We start from the raw sequence: 17,585 nt of genomic DNA on the forward strand, positions 1-17,585 counted from the left end.
ACTCCAGAACCCTGAAGCCAGAATGATCAAGAGATCGCAGAGTGGCTCACTTTTCATCCGCCGCCCGTGGTATCCATTTCACCCGTTGCCGACACGCTCGACCGCGAACCGTACAAGTGCCTCGTCACGGCCGTCCTCGCGTGGACCGGCAAGGACGCACTGACCGAACGTGACTACGAGCAGATCGGCCTCCAGCTGACCCGGCCATGCTCGCGCGGTCACCTCCGACGTCCGGCGCCGCGCGAACCAGTCGCCCAAGAGCAGCGGTCCCCGAGCGCTCGCCGACATCGTCCTTCGTGAGGCGGAGGGGCACCTGTCCGTGCCCATGGAGGGCACCGTGCGCTGCGTCCAGAACCGTGCCCGTCTCGTTTGCGCCCTCTACGAGTGCCTGGACCGGCTGGAGGCCGCGCTCGCCCCGGAGAGGGTTGCACCGAGCGGCGGCTGAACCGAGATCTTCGCGATCAGCCCGATGGCCGCCTCGCGCTACCGCGACCGGCACGGCGTCTCCCGCAAGAAGTCCGACCCCGGCGACGCCCTGGTCCTGGCGAACTCATCCGCACGGACATGCCCATGCATCGGCCACTGCCCGCCGACAGCCACGCCGCGCACGGCAACTTCCGCGCCTGGGCGCAGCTGACCGCCCACACCCGCACTGTCCTGGCCCGCGCCGGCCGCCCCCGTCGACCAGGAACTGCTGCGCTGGGCCTTCAGCCGCCTTGCCCGACCACCATGCCACCGCCCATCGCCGTCGTCATCGATGGCCATGACGACGCGATCCACATGCACACCGCCCTCGTCGAAGCCTCCACGCACCTTTGCGGTCCCGAGCTGGATGTTCCGAGAAGGGATATCCTCGGCCCGGGGGCCAGGCGAGAATCCCGGCCCGATTACGGCGGGCCGGGATTCTGTGTTGTGCGCCTGGCCGGAGGGCCCCGGCCCGATTACGGCGGGCCGGAGTTCTCCAGCATGCGCATCAGGCGGTTGCTGGTTTTAGTAATCGCCGAATCCGCCGCCCTCGCCGAATCCGCCGCCCTCGCCGAAGTCGCCGCCCTCGCCGTGGTGGCGCTTGATGACGCGGAAGCTGGCGATGACTCCGTTCTTGACCTTCACGCCGTCATTCATCTTCTCGTGGTGCTTGCCCTTCTCGTGGTGCTCGCCCTTCTCGAAGTCCTCGTCCTCGTCCCTGCCCGGGCGGACGTTGTTGGCGGTGCTGTGAGGGCCGACGGTGGCGATGGGGGCGCCGTTGTCGCACACGGCTCCGCGGAAGACCTCGACCTCGTTGCGGCTGTCGTTGCGGATGTTGAAGCTCTTGGCGCCCAGGCCACTGACGGCGACGATGCAGCCGTCGGGGCGGCCGGAGTATTCGCGCTCGTTGATGTGGATCCTGCCCTCCTCGTGATGGCGCTTGCCCTCGCGCTCGTTGCCCCGGCGCTCGTTGCCCCGGCGCTCGTTGCCTTCGTTGCCCTTGCCTTCGTTGCCCTTGCCCGTGTTGCCGCCCTCCCCGCCCATGGGGGCCTGGGCGGGGACGGCGACCGGGGCCACCTGGGCCTGGTCCTGGGTGGCGGGGGCGGCGGTGGCGTAGGTGATGCCGGTCGCGGTCAGTGCCGCGGCGGCCGCGACGGCCGTGGCGATTGCGTGGGAACGGGTCATGATCATGTCGCTTGTTCTCCTTCTCAGACTCAGAGACAGTCCCGCTGTGACAGCCGGTGCGTGATTGAACGTACTAACACCCCCTATTGCTGTCATATCGAGCAAGTCGGGACCCCCGGCTTCGTGGGGCTGATCGGGTATGCAGAGCCCCTTTATGCCGCTTTGAGGAAGAGCTGATGAACCGTCAAAATTGCCTGGAACTTGGGGGATTGAAAGACCATTAGCCCTTGCAGGTGATCTTCTGACGCCTGCTCACCCGTTGTGGCGGTGGGCCGCTGGGAAGTGTCGGCAAGTCGCTGCTTGACATGTGGCCTGTCGTAGGTTCCAAGGAGGCCATGTGAACGGTGACTGTCCGACGGACGTGACCGCTCATAGCGGGGTTCGTCCAGGCCGGACGGTGACCAATGCCGGCGGGCACGGCCTACCCGCCGCGGCCTGGGCCGACCGTCCCGAGGACCGAGCGGGCAAGCGCCAGGACCTGTCCGGGCACGATGACCATCTGCGTGGACTGACCTCGCCTCCTGCCGGACGCCGCACACACGATCGGAACGCCCGGGACAGCCCGCTCGGGACGGTGCGCGCACTGCGGCGGGACCGGCGACGCCCGCCCGCTGAGGGGTGCTGCCGCACACGGCGTCGATGTACCGGCACCTCTCCTCCCACCCTGCCCAGGCCCGCCGCGAGGGCCGTTTCCCCGATCTGGTCGACACCCTGCGCGAAGTCCACGTCCCACCGTCCTGGACGGACGCGGGCTCGTTCCTGCGGGAGAGTGCCGACTGGTTCGGCCTGGACCGCACGATCGGCCAGTCGCATGCGGTGTACGTCGCGGCGGAAAGGACACCCTTGGGCAGCTGCTCACCGGCTGGCTGGCTGAGCATGGCATCCCGGTCCTGGTGGTCCGCGGCTTCGGCTCCCAGTCCTGCGTCGATGTCGTCCGCGACCGCGTCGCCACCGATCCGAGCGAGGCGGTGCTGCTGATGGTCGGTGACTTCGACTGTTCCGACGAGGACATCGAGCGGGACCGGGTGGCCCGCACCGGCTGCTGGAGCCACTGAGCGTGTCCTGCTGACCTACAACCAGGTCCGCGCCTACGAGCTGCCCGCGACCGAGGGAAAGCAGGGCGATCCGAGGTGGCGGGCCTTCGCCGACCGCTACGACTTCGACCCCCGCCGTCCGGTGCAGTGGGAGGTGGAGGCCCGACGGCCCCGGCTGCCGGTGGTGGCTGGAAGGCTGGGGCGCACGGACAGGGATGAGGAGTTGTTGCGCGGCCGGATCTACGGCGAGGACCACGACCATCCCCGTCCCGGTCCCAAGCCCGGCCGGGTCTACGCCGAACTGGTCGGCGGCCCGCTCGACGGCCTGCTGCTCGACATCACCGGCTGGAATGCGGACGAGATCCAGACCGGCGTCGCGCTGATGACCGGGCTCGGGCAGTTCGGCCCCGGCGGCCTGGCCCTGTACGACCCGCGCCCCGGCGAGCGGAACTGCTGGAACTGGTCCGGCGACACACCCTGACCGCCTCCGGGTGACCCCCGCGCCCCGTACGTCGGCTGCGGGAATCAGCATGTGCTCGTGTACTTGGGGATGCCCTGGATGGGGCGTGCCCTTGGAGTTCGACGGTGGGTCACTGACGTGGCTGTCTCCCTGCTGGTCAGCGGACGTCCAGAAACACTTGTTCCAGGCGGTAGGCGTGTGTCGTAGGCAGCCCGCGCCTCGACCATCTGCAGAGAGCTTCCTGACCGCGGCTCGATCACCAGGTCGGCGCCGTCCGTGCCGGTGGCGGTCCGCACCTGCCGCAGGACCTCATCGGGGTCGGTGGCGCCGACGAGTGCTTCGGTGCCTCGCAGCTGCGCTGCACCTGCCCAGTGCCTCCCGAAGTGGTGAACAGCCGCAGCGCCTGCTGCTCCTGGTCCGGACCGAAGTCTCCGTAGGGGCCGATGCCAAGGGCGAAGGCGTTGGCTTCTTCTTCGACCGCGTCGGCTGTCTGCAACAGGAAGTAACTGCGCTCGCGGTACTTGTGGTAACCAGTGAAGGCCGCAGACAGTGTGACGGTGAAACCGATGGCAACGACCGTGACGTTCTGCCAGGTCAGCTTGAGGCCGGTGTCCAGGGCGGCAAACCGTGGTCGTGGCCGCGGAGCCGATCACGATGAGGTTCTGCAGCGTGTTGTGGACGAGCCGGTAATGCGGCTTTCGGCCCGGTGCTGCTCGATGACTCCGGCGACATCTTCGCGGTACAGGATCCGACGCTCTCCGAGTGAGGAAGAGCGAACTGCGCTCACAATGCGCAGGGCCTCTTGTTTCAGGTCGAGGCTGTCCTCCAGCTCCGCGCTGCGGTGTGCAGGACCCCGTCGCGTCTCGTCGACTACGGTGGCCGCCGCGGAGAGCACGATGTGAACACCGCAGATGATGTCGGGCCCGATGAAACTGGACGACGTTCCCCAGTCCCACGCGGTCCGACCGAGGCCGGCTAGGAACGAGGCGACCCCGATCGCCACGGTCGCCCGGCGAGCGAGGGCGACGGATTTTGCGCGGGCAGGTCCCGCTCCAACTGTCCGACGTGCCTGTGGGGTGCGGGCGGCCTGCTCCAGCTGCTGGCAAAGGCGCTGCGCTACCGGGGGCCAGTTCTTCCTGCTCTCGCCGCTCGGCCGGGCCTGGCACGGTAGCCACACCCCGCCCCGCCCATGGGCCGATCACCCCAAGCCGCAGGGGTTCCGGCGTGAGCATGGCGAGCGGCCCGTGATGGTGCCGGGCACCGGACGGCGTACACGCGCGCCCGCACCCCTGGTACTCCCGGTTCGCTGCGTACGGGGGTGATGCCGGAGGTGGCCCACCACCGTTCCAGCTCGGCCATTGCGGCGTGGGCGGTTGTCTCGTCGGCGGCGGTGATGTCGAGAACCCCGGACCGCGGGGCGACCGCTGTCCGGGGCCAGTGAGCTGATCGACTCCGGTGTCACCCGGTGTAGGTGAACTCGTCGGCTGGGCTGGTGGGGGACGAGTAGCCGTTCACGGTCACGGTGATGTCCACGGTCGTGCTCGTAGGCTTACCCGACGGGGGTGCTTTGGCGACGATCTTGTCCGAGTCGACCTGGACGGATGGCGAGGCGTTCTTCCCGAAATGCACGGTGGCGCCTTTCGCGAAGCCCGCGCCGGAGATAGTGACCGAGTCGTTGGCCTTGCCCCTGTCCGGTGTGATGCCGGTGACCACCACGGGTTCGGGCCCGCCGTAGGCGAACTGCCCGAGCGGGACTGCCGGGGAGGTGCCCAGGGGGTTGGTGACATAGACGTTGACGATGCCGGTCCCGTCGGGCACCTCGGCAGTGATGGTGCCGTCGGGGTTGAACGTGGGTGGTTTCTGGCACGGGACGGGGCCGAAGTCCACGTTGCAATCCTTGCTGAAGTCGCGGCCCTTGATAGTGACCTGTGTGCCCGATGCGCCGAAGCTGGGGATCACGCTGGTCACCGCTGGCGGCCCGGAGAGGACGGGCGCGTCCAGCAGTCTGAGGTAGGTGGAGTTGGCGTGCTGAAATGCGACCTGGCCCAGGAAATCCTCAACCGAGGCCTTGACCAAATTGTCGTCGCGGAGCATGTAGTCGGCGTTCTTGCTGACGGCAGTGCCCGGCTGGACGTAGACATTGTTCCCGCGCAGAGTTGCGATCGACCCGAGGAGCACCTTCACCTCGAGGGTCGCCGCTGGTCCGGGATCCGGGTACCAGCTCTCCGCTGTGGGGAGATTGGCCCAAGCCAGCGGCACCACGTCGTAGGCGTTGACGTAGCGCTGGTTCATGCTCCCGAACTGGGAGGTGAGGTAGCCGGCGAAGCTCTCCAGACCGGCGGTGGGTGCCGCGAAGGTGACCACCCCGAACTGCGGCTGACTTTGCTGCCAGGTCTGCGCCTTCAGGTACAGCGCGACCATGTTTGCGATGCAACCACCCAGGCTGTGACCGATCACGTAGACCGTCGGCTGTGGAATCCCCGTCAAGAGGCCGGCGAGCGCCTGCACGAGATTGGAGCTGGTGCCGAGCGAACGCATGTCGACGACCTGAGTGAAGGCGTCCATCGCCCCCTTCGACACGGAGATGGGGGACTTCGACCCGCTGGCGGTGAACGGCACCACCGTGCCGACGTCGAGGTCTTCGAGAATGTCGGTCACGCTGGCGATTGTCCCGCGAACGACCACGGCAAACTGGTTCGAGCCGTCGTTGTTCTTGGCGATGTACGCCAAGTTCGCGTTCTCCGGGCTCAGCGCGAGCCACGTCGGTGTCCAGTTTTTCGTCAGGGGGGAGTTGGAGAACTGCCGGGAGATGCCGAGCTTGATCCGCTCGGTCTGGGCTTGAAGGGTCTCCCCCGACGGACGCGGAGTCGCTCCAGTTGCCGCAATGGCGGCCAGGGTCATGGCCACCTGAGGCGTGATCGGAGTGGCCTGTTGTGCCGCCGCCATGCTCGCTCCTTAAGTCTTCACACATCGTCAAACATCTCCATTTCAATGTATTCGCATAATCAGTACCCTCACGAATATCAGGCCCTTTGTGTTCTCTGATTCACTCGTTCGGAATGGGTCCGACTTTAAGCCATTTGCCGATGTCGTCGCCGTCGAACGTCACCCCGGGTCGGATGTCGGGCAGGTGGCCGCTTGGTTCGTCGGCGGCGAGGTCCGTGAGGACGCGGTGGTGCCGCTGCGTCCAGCGGCCACAGGCAGTTCCAGTCCGGAGCGATCGCCGTCAGCTGCTGCGCGCACCGCGGCTCGCTCCGGGTTCTACCCGAGGCCGTCTTTGCAGTGGAGGTTGGCCATGTGCTGCCCGATGAGCACCATCGCGGCGTCCTCCCCCCAGACCGCGTCCTGGCGCGGGGCGAGGTGTCCGGTGGCCCGCCGACGATGCACGGCACTCCACCCCAGCGAGGCAGCCCACCGTCCGGGAGTGGGGCCCACCGGATGGGAGCGCACCCCATCGTGCGGGAGCGCGCGGCATCGCCGGTGACGATGCCGCGCATCCACTCCGCGCGCACCCGTGCATTACCCCTTGACCACGGCCCGGGCCAAGGGGAAATGCGCCGCCCTCCGCCGGCCCCGCTCCACCGCATCGAGCCCATCCGACGGCCGCCACTTCCGCACCGACCGGTGCGCCAGGTGCGGATCGTGTACCGGGCGGACGCGACCAGCAGGGCGGTCTTCCCGAGCTCGCCGCCCGCGCCCTCGATGGCGACATGGTCGGGGCGGTGATCGCATGACCGCCGGGTCGGAGCTGAGCGGCGTCGACCTCGCGCGCCAGGCCCTGATCGCGGCCCGGTAAGCGGCGAAGAAGAACGGCGCCACCCGCAAGGAGAAGCCGAAGCGGCGCACCGGCACGGCCGTACGCCGTGACGGCCGCGAGCTGCTCGGACTCGGTGCCACGATCGGCATGATGATGACCGAGCGCGGACTTGCCGCCCCGGCCGTCGGCGGAAGCGTCCTCGCCCAGTTCGACGTCATCCTCGCCGCGGCCGCGCCGGGCACGCCCAGGCCGTGGCGTTCGACGCGGACACCGGCCGCCTGGACGTCACCCCCGACGCCCCCGCGTACGGCACGAACTCCGCTGGAGCGCACGGAATCCGATCGCGGCCGCCAACGAGCGGGTGCCGACCGCGAACGTCCGCGCCGTGGCTTGATCCGCCTGGACATGGGCTCTATTACCGACCGGGTCTGCCACTTCGCTCACCACCCGGGCCCGGACGGGCTGGCGCACGAGTGCGGAGGCCGCGCCCGGGGCGTGGCCTCCGCCGACCACCTGTACGTGAGGTCCGCAGCCGCGGCAGGTCGACCGTCGTGCCCAGCGCCACGCGGTCGCGGCCGCCGCCGAAGCCGCGGCCGCGCAACCGGTCGCAGACGTCCCGACCGCGCCGGTGGCCCCGGTCGTGCTGCCCGCGCCGCGCCCGGCCGCCGTCGCCGCGGCACCGGAGCCCGTCGACGTCGACCAGGAGTTGGTCCTCCAGGACCTCACTCGGGAGCAGGTCCTGGACTGGCGTAACCGCACCGCCGCCGACCACCAGGTCCTCCACGGTCACATCGAGCAGTACGCCAAGCACTCGGCAGATCCGTCGCGGACGGCGGAGCTGACCAGGGGCGGCTGGTCCGACTGACGGGGCGGAGCGGGGTGTTGGCCGTCTCAAATCCATCTTCGCGAAGATTTCATCTTTGAGTACAACCTTTCACGTTCGCCCCAGGTCTGGCCTGTCGGGTCAGCAGACCCACAGACCAGACTTGGGGAACAAATGCGTATTCGTGCCACTGTTGCCGCTGTCTCCGGCGCCCTGGCCCTGTCCGCCCTCGCTGTGCCGGTCTCTCAGGCGAGCAGCCCTTCGTTCGCGCTGACGCGGGCGGACGCCGCCCCGGTGATCGGCAAGGTCGTGGTGAACAGTGAAAAGCCGATCGTGCTCGGTACCACCGCCACCAAGAAGGTGACGGTCTCCGTCACCGCGTCCCACTCCTCGGGCATCGAGGACGCTCTCTCCTACATCTGGAGGGGCCGCGACAGCAACCCGAACCTGTACGGCTTCGGGTTCCACCCGGACGGGGAAAGGGCCAAGTGCAAGGCCGCGAACGCCACCACCTCCACCTGCACCCTCACCATCACGGTCGATCCCGGATACCTGTGGAACACCAACGCCACGACCTGGCGGGTCTACGCCGGCGCATGGGGCAAGGACGGGAACTTCACCGAGAAGGACACGTTCTCCTCGGTGAAGTTCCAGCGGCTGTCGCGGCTGACGGCCAACGCCTCCCCGGAGCCCGTGAAGAAGGGCAGCACCATCACGGTCACGGGCAAGCTGGACCGGGCCAACTGGGACACCCGTAAGTACGCGGGCTACGCGTCCCAGCCGGTCAAACTCCAGTTCCGGAAGAAGAACAGCAGCACATACACCACCGTCAAAACGGTGAAGGGCTCCAGCACCGGCGCGCTGAAGACCACGGTCAAGGCGGTGGAGGACGGCTACTGGCGCTGGAGCTTCGCCGGTACGACCTCGACTCCCGCAGTCAACGCCACCGGTGACTTCGTCGACGTGAAGTAGTCCCGCAGCGCGCGGTGGCGAGAGAACCGAAGGGCCCGGCAGGCCGGGCCCTTCGTCGTTTCCGCGAGGGGGCGTTTCCGCCGGGAACTACGCCGTCCTCATCGCCCTTTCGAGGGGTCCACCGACGGCAGCTGTTCGGCCAGGGCGTGCCCGGCCGGATGGCCGGTCGGGTCCAGGTCGTACTCATCGGTGCCCAGGTGCGGCAGCAGGCTGCGCTCGCGGACCACGACCCAGCCGCTTTTCGCCGCGCCTGCCGCGTGGGCCGCCGCCTCCGCGTAGTCCAGCGTCTCGTCCCCGGGGACGAGAAGTACCCCCAGCGGTCCGCGCGCGCCGTCGTCGGCCCCCGGCAGCGGAGCCTCGGTCCAGTCGCGGGTCAGGAGCGCGGGGACGGCGCCGCCCGTGGCGGTCGGCTCCGGCGGCGCGGGCGCCGTTTCCGGGACCGACGCCGTCTGCTGTGGCCGTACCGTGCGCGCGGGAACTCCGGAGGGGCCGAACTCCTGGCTGTGGTCGAACGGGTGGAGCGGGAAGGGGATCCTGCGGCGCGGCCCGGAATGCAGGACGGCCCAGTTCACGTCCTCACCGGCCGCCCAGCGGGCCGCGGCGTCCGCCGGGTCGGCGGGCCGCACCGCGGCACCGGACGGGCCCGTGTGCGGACCGCCCAGGTGCACGCAGGGCACACCCGCCTCTCCGGTGTCCGAGAGGAACTCCGCGAGCCGCTCGGCCAGTTCGGCCGGCGTCGTGGCGATCACGGCGAGCCGCTGCGCCAGCGGGGTCCGGCCGGTCTGCGAGGTCCACGCAAGGTCGGCCAGCCGCACAGGTGAGCTGTCCGCGAACTCCCGCAGCCTGCCGACGTGCTCGTGGAGCAGGCACCGGGTACGGGCGGACAGGACGACCACCTGCGGGCCGTCGGCGGCGCCGTCGGGCCACGCAGACGCGGGCGGCTCCTCCAGGACCACATGGGCGTTGACGCCGCCGAAGCCGAACGAGCTGACCCCGGCGCGGCGCGGGACGCCGTCCTTCGCCTCCCACGCCTCGGGGGAGCGCAGCACACGGAACGGCGAACCCTCCAGCTCCAGGTACGGATTGAGGTCGCCGAGACCAGTGACCGGCGGCAGCGCCCGGTCACGCAGCGCGTGCACCGCGGAGATGATGCCCGCGACCCCCGCGGCGCTCTCCAGATGCCCCACGGACGCCTTCAGCGCGCCCAGGACCGTGCCCGCCTCGGGGAGGGGGCCGTCGGCCGCCCGCTCGAAGGCATGCTTGAGCCCCTGGATCTCGATCGGGTCGCCCAGCCTGGTACCGGTGCCGTGCGACTCCACGTAACCGACCCCGGCCGGGTCCACGCCCGCGTCGCGCAGCGCCGCGACGATGGTGTCCGCCTGCCCGCGCGGGGTGGGCGCGGTCAGCGAGTGCGCCCGACCGCCGTGTCCGACGGCGCTGCCGCGGATCACCGCGCGGACCGTGTCGCCGTCCGCGAGGGCCTTCGACAGCGGCTTGAGGAGCAGGGCGCCCACGCCCTCCGCGCGGACGTAGCCGTCGGCGCGGCTGTCGAAGGTGTGGCAACGGCCGGCCTTGGAGAGCATGCCGCCCCGGCTCAGGGACACGTACCAGGTCGGTGTCATTACGACGTTGACCCCGCCGACCAGGGCCGCCTCGCATTCCCCGGAGCGGATAGCCGCCAGGGCACGGTGCAGCGCCACCAGAGAGCTGGAGCAGGCGGTGTCCACCGTCTCGCTCGGGCCGCGCAGGTCGAGGAGGTACGAGACACGGTTGGCCACGATGGCGTGCACATTGCCGGTGACGGTGTGACCCGCCACCTCGGTGTCGTGCTCGCGCAGCACCTCCAGATAGTCGTGCAGGGTCGCGCCGGCGAAGACGCCGGTCCGTGAGCCCGCGAAGGAACGCGGGTCGTACCCGACGTCCTCCAGCGTGTGCCAGCAGGTCTCCGGAAAGAGCCGCTGCTGCGGGTCCATCAGCGAGGCCTCGCGGGGCGAGAGCCGGAAGTGCGTGGTGTCGAAGGCCGTCACAGAGTCGAGGAACCCGCCGCGCCGGCAGTCCGTGGCGCCCTTGTCGCGCCGCGGGTCACCGGCGTGGTCGCGCCAGTACCACCGCTCGGCGGGCACCTCGGTGACGAGATCGCGGCCCTGCAGCAGGTTGTGCCAGAACTCCTCGGCGTCCGCGGCCCCCGGGAACCGGCCGGCGAGCCCGACGATCGCGATGGCGTCGCCGTCGCCGGGCCCGGCCAAGGCCTGCGCGGCGACGACGGGATCCACCGACTCGGACCGCGAAACCGCGGAAGGCTCCACGGCCGCGGAGAGCTCCGGGGCCGCGGGGGACTGCGCCGCCGCGACCCCCATCGCCGAGCGCACCGCCGTGGCATGCCGTTCGACCAGATGGCCGGTGAGCGCGTCCGCGGTCGGGAACTCGTAGAAGACGACCGGGGTCAGAGCCAGGCCGAAGGTCTCGTTGAGCCGGTTGGCCAGCGCGGTCAGAAGCACCGAGTTGAAGCCATAGGCACCCAGCTCGGCTGCCGGGTCGAGGCGTTCGGCGGCGACCCGGCCCGTCTCCGCGATCCGGGACAGGACCAGGTCGCGCACCGCGGCACGGTCGAGACCAGGCCCGCGGGTCCGGGCCGGGGCGGCCCCCGCGCGCGCCGCGAGACCGGCGGAGGCCAGCGCGTTCGCGGTGCGCTCGGGGCCGGCGCAGGACACGTACAGCCGGGGCGCGTCACCGCGCACCGCGTCCTCCAGGACCCGCATCGCCTCCACGGTGGAGACCGGGACGAGGCCGATCGTGGCGACCGCCATCTCGGCTGCCTCCGGATCCAGCCGCATCCCGCCCTCGGCCCACAGCGGCCACGCCACCGAGACCGTGCGGCCGCCGCGCAGCCCCTGCTCGGCCAGCTGCGCACGGCGCACGGCGAAGGCGTCCAGGTAGGCGTTGACGGCGGCGTAGTCGCTCTGGCCGGCGTTGCCGACGGTGCCGACCACGGAGGAGAACAGGATGAACAGGTCCGGCCGGTCCTCGGCGGTCAGTTCGTCGAGCAGCACGGTGCCCGTGGTCTTGGGCGCGAGCACCCGGGCCACGGACTCGTCGGGCTTGTCCTGCAGCAGCGCATCCTCGATGAGCCCGGCCGCGTGCAGGACGCCGCCGACGGCGCCGAACCGGGAACGCGCCGTGCGCAGCGCTGTGTCGAGCGCGCCGCGGTCGGTGACGTCGGCCCGGACGTACAGCCCCTCACCGCCCAGGGCCGCCAACTGGGCGCAGAACCGCTCGTGCTCGGGACCCGGCGCGGACCGCCCGAGCAGCGTGACACGAGCCCCGTACTGCTCGGCGAGGTGCAGCGAGACCAGGCGTCCCACCCCGCCGGAACCGCCCGTCACGACATAATGGCCACCCTCGACGAAACCGGTACCGCTCGCGCCGGCCCGCTCCGCCGCCTCGGCGAAACGCAGGACGCGGCGTCCGTCGCGGCCGACACGGATCTCCGTGTCGGCGCTGCGTGCCTCGTCGACCAGATCACCGAGCGTCGGCGTCGCGCCGTCAGCCAGGGTCACCCGCACATGGCGGTAGCGGCTGGTCTCCCGGGCCACCGCCCGGCCGAAGGCTGCCGCCGCCGCGTCCGCCGGATCCTCGGACGCCGCCGAGGTGATCTGCACGCAGGTGAGGGCGGGCAGCGCCCCCACCGAGATCGCGCGCCCCAGGTCGGCGGGCAGCCGCCCCGCCACCGTGCCGGTGTGCTCCGGGTACGGGGCCAGACCACGGCGGTCGACGAGGACCAACGGGCCCTGGACTACCGCCCGTTCGAGCACTGTGCGCAAGTCGTCGACGTTGCCGCTGCGCACGACGTGCCCGGACGGATCCGCGGGCACCGCGTCGGGGGTGTACTCCACGGCTCGCAGCACGGGCCAGGGCCGCACGCCCGGTTCGGCGGGCAGCGCGGGCGTGTCAGGCCGGTCCAGTACGACGACCGTGGCGGGAGCGGGGCCGTCCACGAGAGCCGACACGGGCGCCGGCGCCCAGTGCGGAGTCCACACGAGAGCGCTGTCGGCATCCTCGTCGTGGGTGGACGGCACGGCCGGGGAAGGGAGACCGGCCGCGCCGTCGCCGTCGATCCGCAGCGCGGAGGACGGCAGCCAGTAAGGGACACGCTCGAACGGATAGGCGGGCAGCGCGGTGCGGCGTGCGTCGCGGTCCGCCACGAGCGTCGCCCAGTCGAGGTCCGCGCCCTGCACCCACAACCGGGCCAGAGTGCTCAGCTCACCCCTGGAGGCCAGGGACGCCAGGAGGTCCCGGCCGCCGGCGAGGCCGTCGAAGATCCCGGCCAGCGGGCCCCCGCGGACGAGCCGGCCGGTGTACACGCCGGTCAGCGTGCCCTCGGTCCCGTCCGCGATCCGGCCGAGCACATCGAGCAGCACGTCCCGGTCCGGCGCCACGAAGGCGGCCCGTACGTCCAGGGGATCGCGTCCGACGCACAGCGTGTGGGCCACATCGGCGAGCGGCGTGTGCTGCCCAGGGCCACGCAGATGCGCCGCCAGCCGCCGAGCACCGGAGCGCAGCTGCTCGTCGGTGCGGGCCGACAGGACGTACAGCTCGGAGCCAGGCACCGGGGCGGCTCCGGCCGGAGCGGTGGTGTCGTAGGACTCCACGACCAGATGGGCATTGACCCCGCCGGCCCCGAAGGAACTGACCCTCGCCGACGCCTGGAGCACGAAGCCGCCTGCCCCGCTCGCCGACCCGGGCAGCCCCGCGGCGACATCACCGGCGAAGGAGGCCCCGGCCGTCGACGACCTGGTGGTGGGGCTCCGCGAGGCGTTCGAGAACCACCTGCCGGGCGTCGCCAGCCTCCACTCCCTGCGCACCGCCCGTGCCAAGGACCCCACCTTCCCCGGCTCGGCCGACAAGCGCGGTGCCGAACTCCTCTACCGCGTCGGCGACCTCAAGCGCTGGGCACGCAACCGGCCCCGCGCCGGCTCCGGCACCACCGACCTCGACTGACCGGCCCGGCCCCTGCCGGACGACTGCCGACGTCCGCGCAACGGGACCTGTCCGCTCCGGCCGACACGATCCCCCTTCGCCTGGAGAACACCCGGTTCACCAGGCACAGCACAGAAAAGGAACACCCCACCATGTGGAACAAGAACGACAAGAACGCCCTCCCGGAGCTGCTGCGCCTCGCCGACCCCGGCGTCCGCGAGCAGATGGAGGCGCTGACCGCCTCCAAGGTCCTGGTCGGCCTCACCACCGACGGGCAGCCTGTCTGCGTCGACCTGGACAGCGAATCGCCGCACGTCCTGGTCTGCTCCGCCGGTGGCGGCGGCACCTCCACCACCCTGCGGACCCTGACCACCCAACTCCTGCACGACGGCGGTCACGCCCTGGTCCTCGACCTCAAGCGCATCTCCCAGGCGTGGGCGAACGGCCTGCCCGGCGTCACCTACTGCCGCGACATCGCCGACGTCCACGACGCCCTGGTCGGTCTCCGCGCCGAACTGGAGAGCCGCATCGGCCACGTCGACGAGCACGGTGACACCGGCGACCTGCCGCGGCTGACGGTGGTGTTCGAGGGCGCCGACCACACCCTGCGCAAGTTGGCCCGCCACTGGGACAAGGTTCGCCAGGAGAGCGACCCGAAGACGTCCCCGGCCCTCGACGCGTACGAGGAACTCCTCTTCGCGGGACGCGAGGTCCGGATCAACGTCCTGGCCGGTGCCCAGACCTAAAAGCGCCGCGCTGGGGCGCGAGCAGTTCTCCACCGTTCTCCTGGGGCGGGTCACCACCCGCGCTTGGAGCCAGGCGGCCCCGCAGATCCACCCCGTCCCCAAGAACAGCACCCACCGGGCCCGCCTCCACACCGTGCAGGGCCTCACCGCCCACCCCACGCAGGTGCTGCTGATGACCGACGCCGAAGCCGCCGCCGGGGCCGTCACCGCGCCGGCCGAAGAGGGCTGACCCGAATCGACTGGACCGGGCCCTGTCCGCTCCAGCCGACACGATCCCCTCGCCTGGAGAGCACCCGGTTCCCCAGGCACCGCACAGAAAAGGAACACCGCACCATGACGACCACCACCGCAATCCCGACGGTGCTGCGCCTCACCGACCCCGGCCTGCGCGAGCAGCTGGAGGCGCTGCCCGCCTCGGCAGCGCTCATCGGCATCGGCACCGACGGCACGGCCATCGCCGTCGACATCGACACCGCCCCGCACATCCTGGTCTGCACCGGCACCGGGGGCGGCAGCACCACCATCCTGCGCACCCTCGCCGCCCAGTTCCTCCACCAGGGCGCCCACGCCCTGGTCCTCGACGCCACGCGGATTTCCCACCTATGGGCGAAGGAGCTGCCGACGGTGACGCACCGCGGCAACGCCGCGGGCATCCACGACGCCCTGATCGGCCTCGACATCGAGCTGAAGCGCCGCATCGACCTCGAAGGCGACCTCGATGACGCGCCGCGCCTGATGGTCGTCTTCGACGACGCCGACAACACCCTGCGGTACCTCGCCCGCTACTGGGAGTCCTTCCGGCAGAAAGGCGACCCGAAGAAGTCCCCCGGCCATCACCGCGCTCGAGGACGTCCTGCACGCGGGACGCCAGGCCCGTATCCACGTCCTCTGCAACGGCCGGTCCGCCGGCAGTGCCCTCGTCCCGGCCGCCCGCGAGCAGTTCGCCACCGTGATCCTCGCGCGGTTCAGCGCGGGCATCTGGCAGCGCCTCGCCCCGATAGTCGGCCCCGCCCCGAAGAGCAGCCCGCTCCTGGGCCGCGCCCACGTCGTCCAGGACGGCACCGCCCACCTGACGCAGGTCCTGCTGATGACCGACGCCGAAGCCGCCGGCCGGCTCGCCGCCACGGCGGCCGAGGGGATCTGACCCCGAGCCGGACACACCACGGGCCCCGGAAGCAGCCATGCACCCGGGACCCGGCCTCGCTCGTCGTTGGGCTCACCCGGCCCGTCGGGTGAGCCCAAGAACGTACGGCGTCGATCAGGGCAGGAAGTTCTGCTGCCACTCCACGTCTCCGGGGACTCGCCAGCTTCGTACTCGTCGACCGCGCTCTGTACGCCGGTGCGGACGGCGGGGTGGGCGTTGGCGACCTGGTCGGCGGTCACTTCGCCGTTCGGCGCCGCGCGCAGGTACTTCCGGCCGATGTGCGGGATGTCCCCGATACGGGTCTCCTGGCTGTCGTGGAACAGGCACATCAGCGCGACCCGGGCCGGGTCGACGCCCTCCATCATGGCGAGCACCGAGCCGATCACCCCGACCCGGAAGGAGTGTTCGGCGACAGACTCCGGGGCCTTGTTGCCGGTGAACCACCAGCCGGTCCTGGCGACGCGCTTGAGCACGCCCATCTCGGAGATGAAGCTCGCGGTGCCCTGGGTGGTGTCGTCGGCCATACGGTCCTCCGGTGTCAGTGGCTGTGATCGAAAACGTAGTGAACGTGGGCGAGTTCGCGCCGTGATCTCGCCGAGAATGCCACCCCGTCCAAGAGCAGGACGGTCTGCTCGCGCAGCGGCCCGGCGAGCGGTCCGGCGGCCTGGGAAAGCCACGGGAAGGCGGTCAGCAGCGCCCACAGCGAGTGCGCGTAGAGGTCGACGTAGCCGGGCGCCAGGTGCAGCCCGCGGGCGAGCCCCCGCAGCAGGGTCACCGGATCCCAGCCCGAAAGATCCCGGTCCCGCATGAAGGCGTCGTCCGGCTGCGGCACCGGCAGCGCCCCCAGCCACAGCGCCCAGTAGTTCAGGTTCGCGGCCTCCGCGGTGTCGTCGTCGGCCAGCGCACGGTCGATGAAGTCCAGCAGCGGCTGCGGGTCTCCGAGCCGGGCGAGTGCGGTCGCGGTGGAGCGGGCCTCCGCCCAGTGCGGCGACCAGCCCCGCCGGGCCAGCACATCACGGCGGCGGTGCAGGGTGTGTGCGGTCCACGCCGCCGCGTCCGGACCCTGGTCGTACGAAGCGAGGTAAAGCGCCTGGCGGTGCAGTAGCACCCCGCTCTCACCCTCGCGGGCCGCCGCCTCGGTCGTGCCCCGCAGGTGGTCGAAGAACACCGACCGGTCCGTGGTCGCCAGCTGCGGTGCCACCGCGACCTGGCTTCGTTCACTTCCAGCGACAGCATTTGTCGATCTGTTTGAGCAGCAGCGAGTGCCCACCCTCTCCATGTTTGTTCACGAGAGTTGACGGCACCTCTGTCCGCTGGCGGTCTCCAACGTGTCGCAGCGCTGTGTCAACAGATGGCGACAGCCAAGCTGACCACGTAGTGCTCCTCGACCGTCCGGTTCGGGAAGACCTCGGACAGGAGGTCGCGCTCCTTGGCAATAAAGGTGTTCGTCGCCTCCTTACCAAGGACAAGGAAGTCGGAGTAGCTGGCGAGGTTGGCGAGGTGCATGCCGAGAGGAATGCTCCGGGTCCACGGCACGTGCCGGTGGACGAAGCCGAGCTCGGCTGGCAGCCCGCGGAAGCGGGCCATGGGATCGTGAGGGCTGTCCTCGGCACCGAAAAGTCGGCGCAAGCGCGCATCCTGGTCGGCAATCCACGGAATGGCGCTGTCTGAGTCGTTCCACCAGAGGGCGAGTGCACCACCGGTGCGCAGGACTCGGAGGGCTTCCGGGACAGATTTGCGCTGATTGGTCCAGTGCCAGGCTTGGGCATATGTGAGGACGTCGACGGAGGCGGAGGCCAGCGGCAGGTTGTTGCCGTCCCCGATCACGAGGGGGACTTCGGGCAGGCTGAGACGGAACTGAGAGGCCATCCCGGGGCCTGGCTCGACAGCGATGACGTTCGCACCGCGGGCCTGGAGAAGCATCGTCGCTAGTGCCCCTCCCGGCAAGCTTTGCCCCGTCGCGCCGCCCAGCGCGCACGCTCGCCGCGTTGGCCAAAAGCCCTGGTAGCTCCGCTACAAGGA

The 17,585-nt window shown here is 70.5% G+C and carries 12 protein-coding genes and 4 pseudogenes; 8 read left to right on the plus strand and 8 right to left on the minus strand.

Annotation, left to right across the window (positions count from 1 at the left end; translation table 11 throughout):
- Positions 1-66 precede the first annotated feature (66 nt).
- Positions 67-445: pseudogene (locus ABZ826_RS36740) on the plus strand (restriction endonuclease).
- Positions 446-990: 545 nt separating this feature from the next.
- Here ABZ826_RS36740 and ABZ826_RS36745 read toward each other — a convergent pair.
- Positions 991-1,656 carry a hypothetical protein gene (locus tag ABZ826_RS36745; protein WP_361458560.1) on the minus strand — a complete coding sequence of 222 codons (666 nt, stop codon included), beginning with the start codon at positions 1,654-1,656 and terminating at the stop codon, positions 991-993.
- An 887-nt stretch (positions 1,657-2,543) separates the two neighbouring features.
- On the opposite strand from ABZ826_RS36745, the gene ABZ826_RS36750 reads away from it, so the two are divergent.
- Together ABZ826_RS36750 and ABZ826_RS36755 are read left to right on the plus strand one after the other, a co-directional pair.
- Positions 2,544-2,705: a hypothetical protein gene (locus tag ABZ826_RS36750; protein ID WP_361458562.1), complete on the plus strand. Its 162-nt coding sequence runs from the start codon at positions 2,544-2,546 to the stop codon at positions 2,703-2,705.
- Between the two features lie 175 nt (positions 2,706-2,880).
- Positions 2,881-3,165, plus strand: a complete 285-nt coding sequence (locus tag ABZ826_RS36755; protein ID WP_361458580.1) for a hypothetical protein — start codon at positions 2,881-2,883, stop codon at positions 3,163-3,165.
- Between the two features lie 1,095 nt (positions 3,166-4,260).
- Here the strand turns inward: ABZ826_RS36755 and ABZ826_RS36760 are convergent.
- The 3 genes and pseudogenes from ABZ826_RS36760 to ABZ826_RS36770 all read right to left on the minus strand — a co-directional run.
- Complete coding sequence (locus ABZ826_RS36760; RefSeq protein ID WP_361458582.1) at positions 4,261-4,539, minus strand: DUF6207 family protein; 279 nt, start codon at positions 4,537-4,539, stop codon at positions 4,261-4,263.
- A 63-nt stretch (positions 4,540-4,602) separates the two neighbouring features.
- Entirely contained in the window at positions 4,603-6,090 is a 1,488-nt protein-coding gene (locus tag ABZ826_RS36765) for an IPT/TIG domain-containing protein (RefSeq protein ID WP_361458564.1), read from the minus strand.
- A gap of 124 nt (positions 6,091-6,214) precedes the next feature.
- A pseudogene (locus tag ABZ826_RS36770) lies at positions 6,215-6,522 on the minus strand (helicase); the annotation flags it as partial.
- Positions 6,523-7,529: 1,007 nt separating this feature from the next.
- On the opposite strand from ABZ826_RS36770, the gene ABZ826_RS36775 reads away from it, so the two are divergent.
- Entirely contained in the window at positions 7,530-7,766 is a 237-nt protein-coding gene (locus ABZ826_RS36775) for a hypothetical protein (protein WP_361458566.1), read from the plus strand.
- Positions 7,767-7,898: 132 nt separating this feature from the next.
- The gene (locus ABZ826_RS36780; RefSeq protein WP_361458568.1) at positions 7,899-8,696 is read left to right on the plus strand and encodes a DUF5707 domain-containing protein; all 798 of its coding nucleotides are present in this window, start codon (positions 7,899-7,901) and stop codon (positions 8,694-8,696) included.
- A 98-nt stretch (positions 8,697-8,794) separates the two neighbouring features.
- On the opposite strand, the gene ABZ826_RS36785 is transcribed toward ABZ826_RS36780, so the two are convergent.
- Positions 8,795-13,345: an SDR family NAD(P)-dependent oxidoreductase gene (locus tag ABZ826_RS36785; protein WP_361458570.1), complete on the minus strand. Its 4,551-nt coding sequence runs from the start codon at positions 13,343-13,345 to the stop codon at positions 8,795-8,797.
- A gap of 13 nt (positions 13,346-13,358) precedes the next feature.
- Between ABZ826_RS36785 and ABZ826_RS36790 the strand changes: the two genes are divergently transcribed.
- The 3 genes from ABZ826_RS36790 to ABZ826_RS36800 all read left to right on the plus strand — a co-directional run bounded on the left by ABZ826_RS36790 (position 13,359) and on the right by ABZ826_RS36800 (position 14,648).
- The gene (locus ABZ826_RS36790) at positions 13,359-13,694 is read left to right on the plus strand and encodes a hypothetical protein (protein ID WP_361458572.1); all 336 of its coding nucleotides are present in this window, start codon (positions 13,359-13,361) and stop codon (positions 13,692-13,694) included.
- A 131-nt stretch (positions 13,695-13,825) separates the two neighbouring features.
- Positions 13,826-14,419: a hypothetical protein gene (locus tag ABZ826_RS36795; protein ID WP_361458574.1), complete on the plus strand. Its 594-nt coding sequence runs from the start codon at positions 13,826-13,828 to the stop codon at positions 14,417-14,419.
- Entirely contained in the window at positions 14,406-14,648 is a 243-nt protein-coding gene (locus tag ABZ826_RS36800) for a hypothetical protein (protein ID WP_361458576.1), read from the plus strand. The genes ABZ826_RS36795 and ABZ826_RS36800 overlap by 14 nt, the downstream gene beginning before the upstream one ends.
- A 1,061-nt stretch (positions 14,649-15,709) precedes the next feature.
- Here the strand turns inward: ABZ826_RS36800 and ABZ826_RS36805 are convergent.
- The 3 genes and pseudogenes from ABZ826_RS36805 to ABZ826_RS36815 form a co-directional block, all read right to left on the minus strand.
- Positions 15,710-16,087, minus strand: a pseudogene (locus ABZ826_RS36805) (HD domain-containing protein); the annotation flags it as partial.
- Between the two features lie 14 nt (positions 16,088-16,101).
- Positions 16,102-16,764, minus strand: coding sequence for a transcriptional regulator (locus ABZ826_RS36810; protein ID WP_361458578.1), 663 nt, complete (start codon positions 16,762-16,764; stop codon positions 16,102-16,104).
- A gap of 143 nt (positions 16,765-16,907) precedes the next feature.
- Positions 16,908-17,495: pseudogene (locus ABZ826_RS36815) on the minus strand (class I SAM-dependent methyltransferase); the annotation flags it as partial.
- Positions 17,496-17,585: the final 90 nt, after the last annotated feature.

The sequence above is a fragment of the Streptomyces sp. NPDC047515 genome, from assembly GCF_040643055.1.
Taxonomy (GTDB): domain Bacteria; phylum Actinomycetota; class Actinomycetes; order Streptomycetales; family Streptomycetaceae; genus Streptomyces.

Coding starts and splice junctions, on each gene's coding strand:
- ABZ826_RS36745 (WP_361458560.1), bottom strand. CDS start 1,656: ATGATCATGACCCGTTCCCACGCAATCGCCACGGCCGTCGCGGCCGCC.
- ABZ826_RS36765 (WP_361458564.1), bottom strand. CDS start 6,090: ATGGCGGCGGCACAACAGGCCACTCCGATCACGCCTCAGGTGGCCATG.
- ABZ826_RS36780 (WP_361458568.1), top strand. CDS start 7,899: ATGCGTATTCGTGCCACTGTTGCCGCTGTCTCCGGCGCCCTGGCCCTG.
- ABZ826_RS36795 (WP_361458574.1), top strand. CDS start 13,826: ATGTGGAACAAGAACGACAAGAACGCCCTCCCGGAGCTGCTGCGCCTC.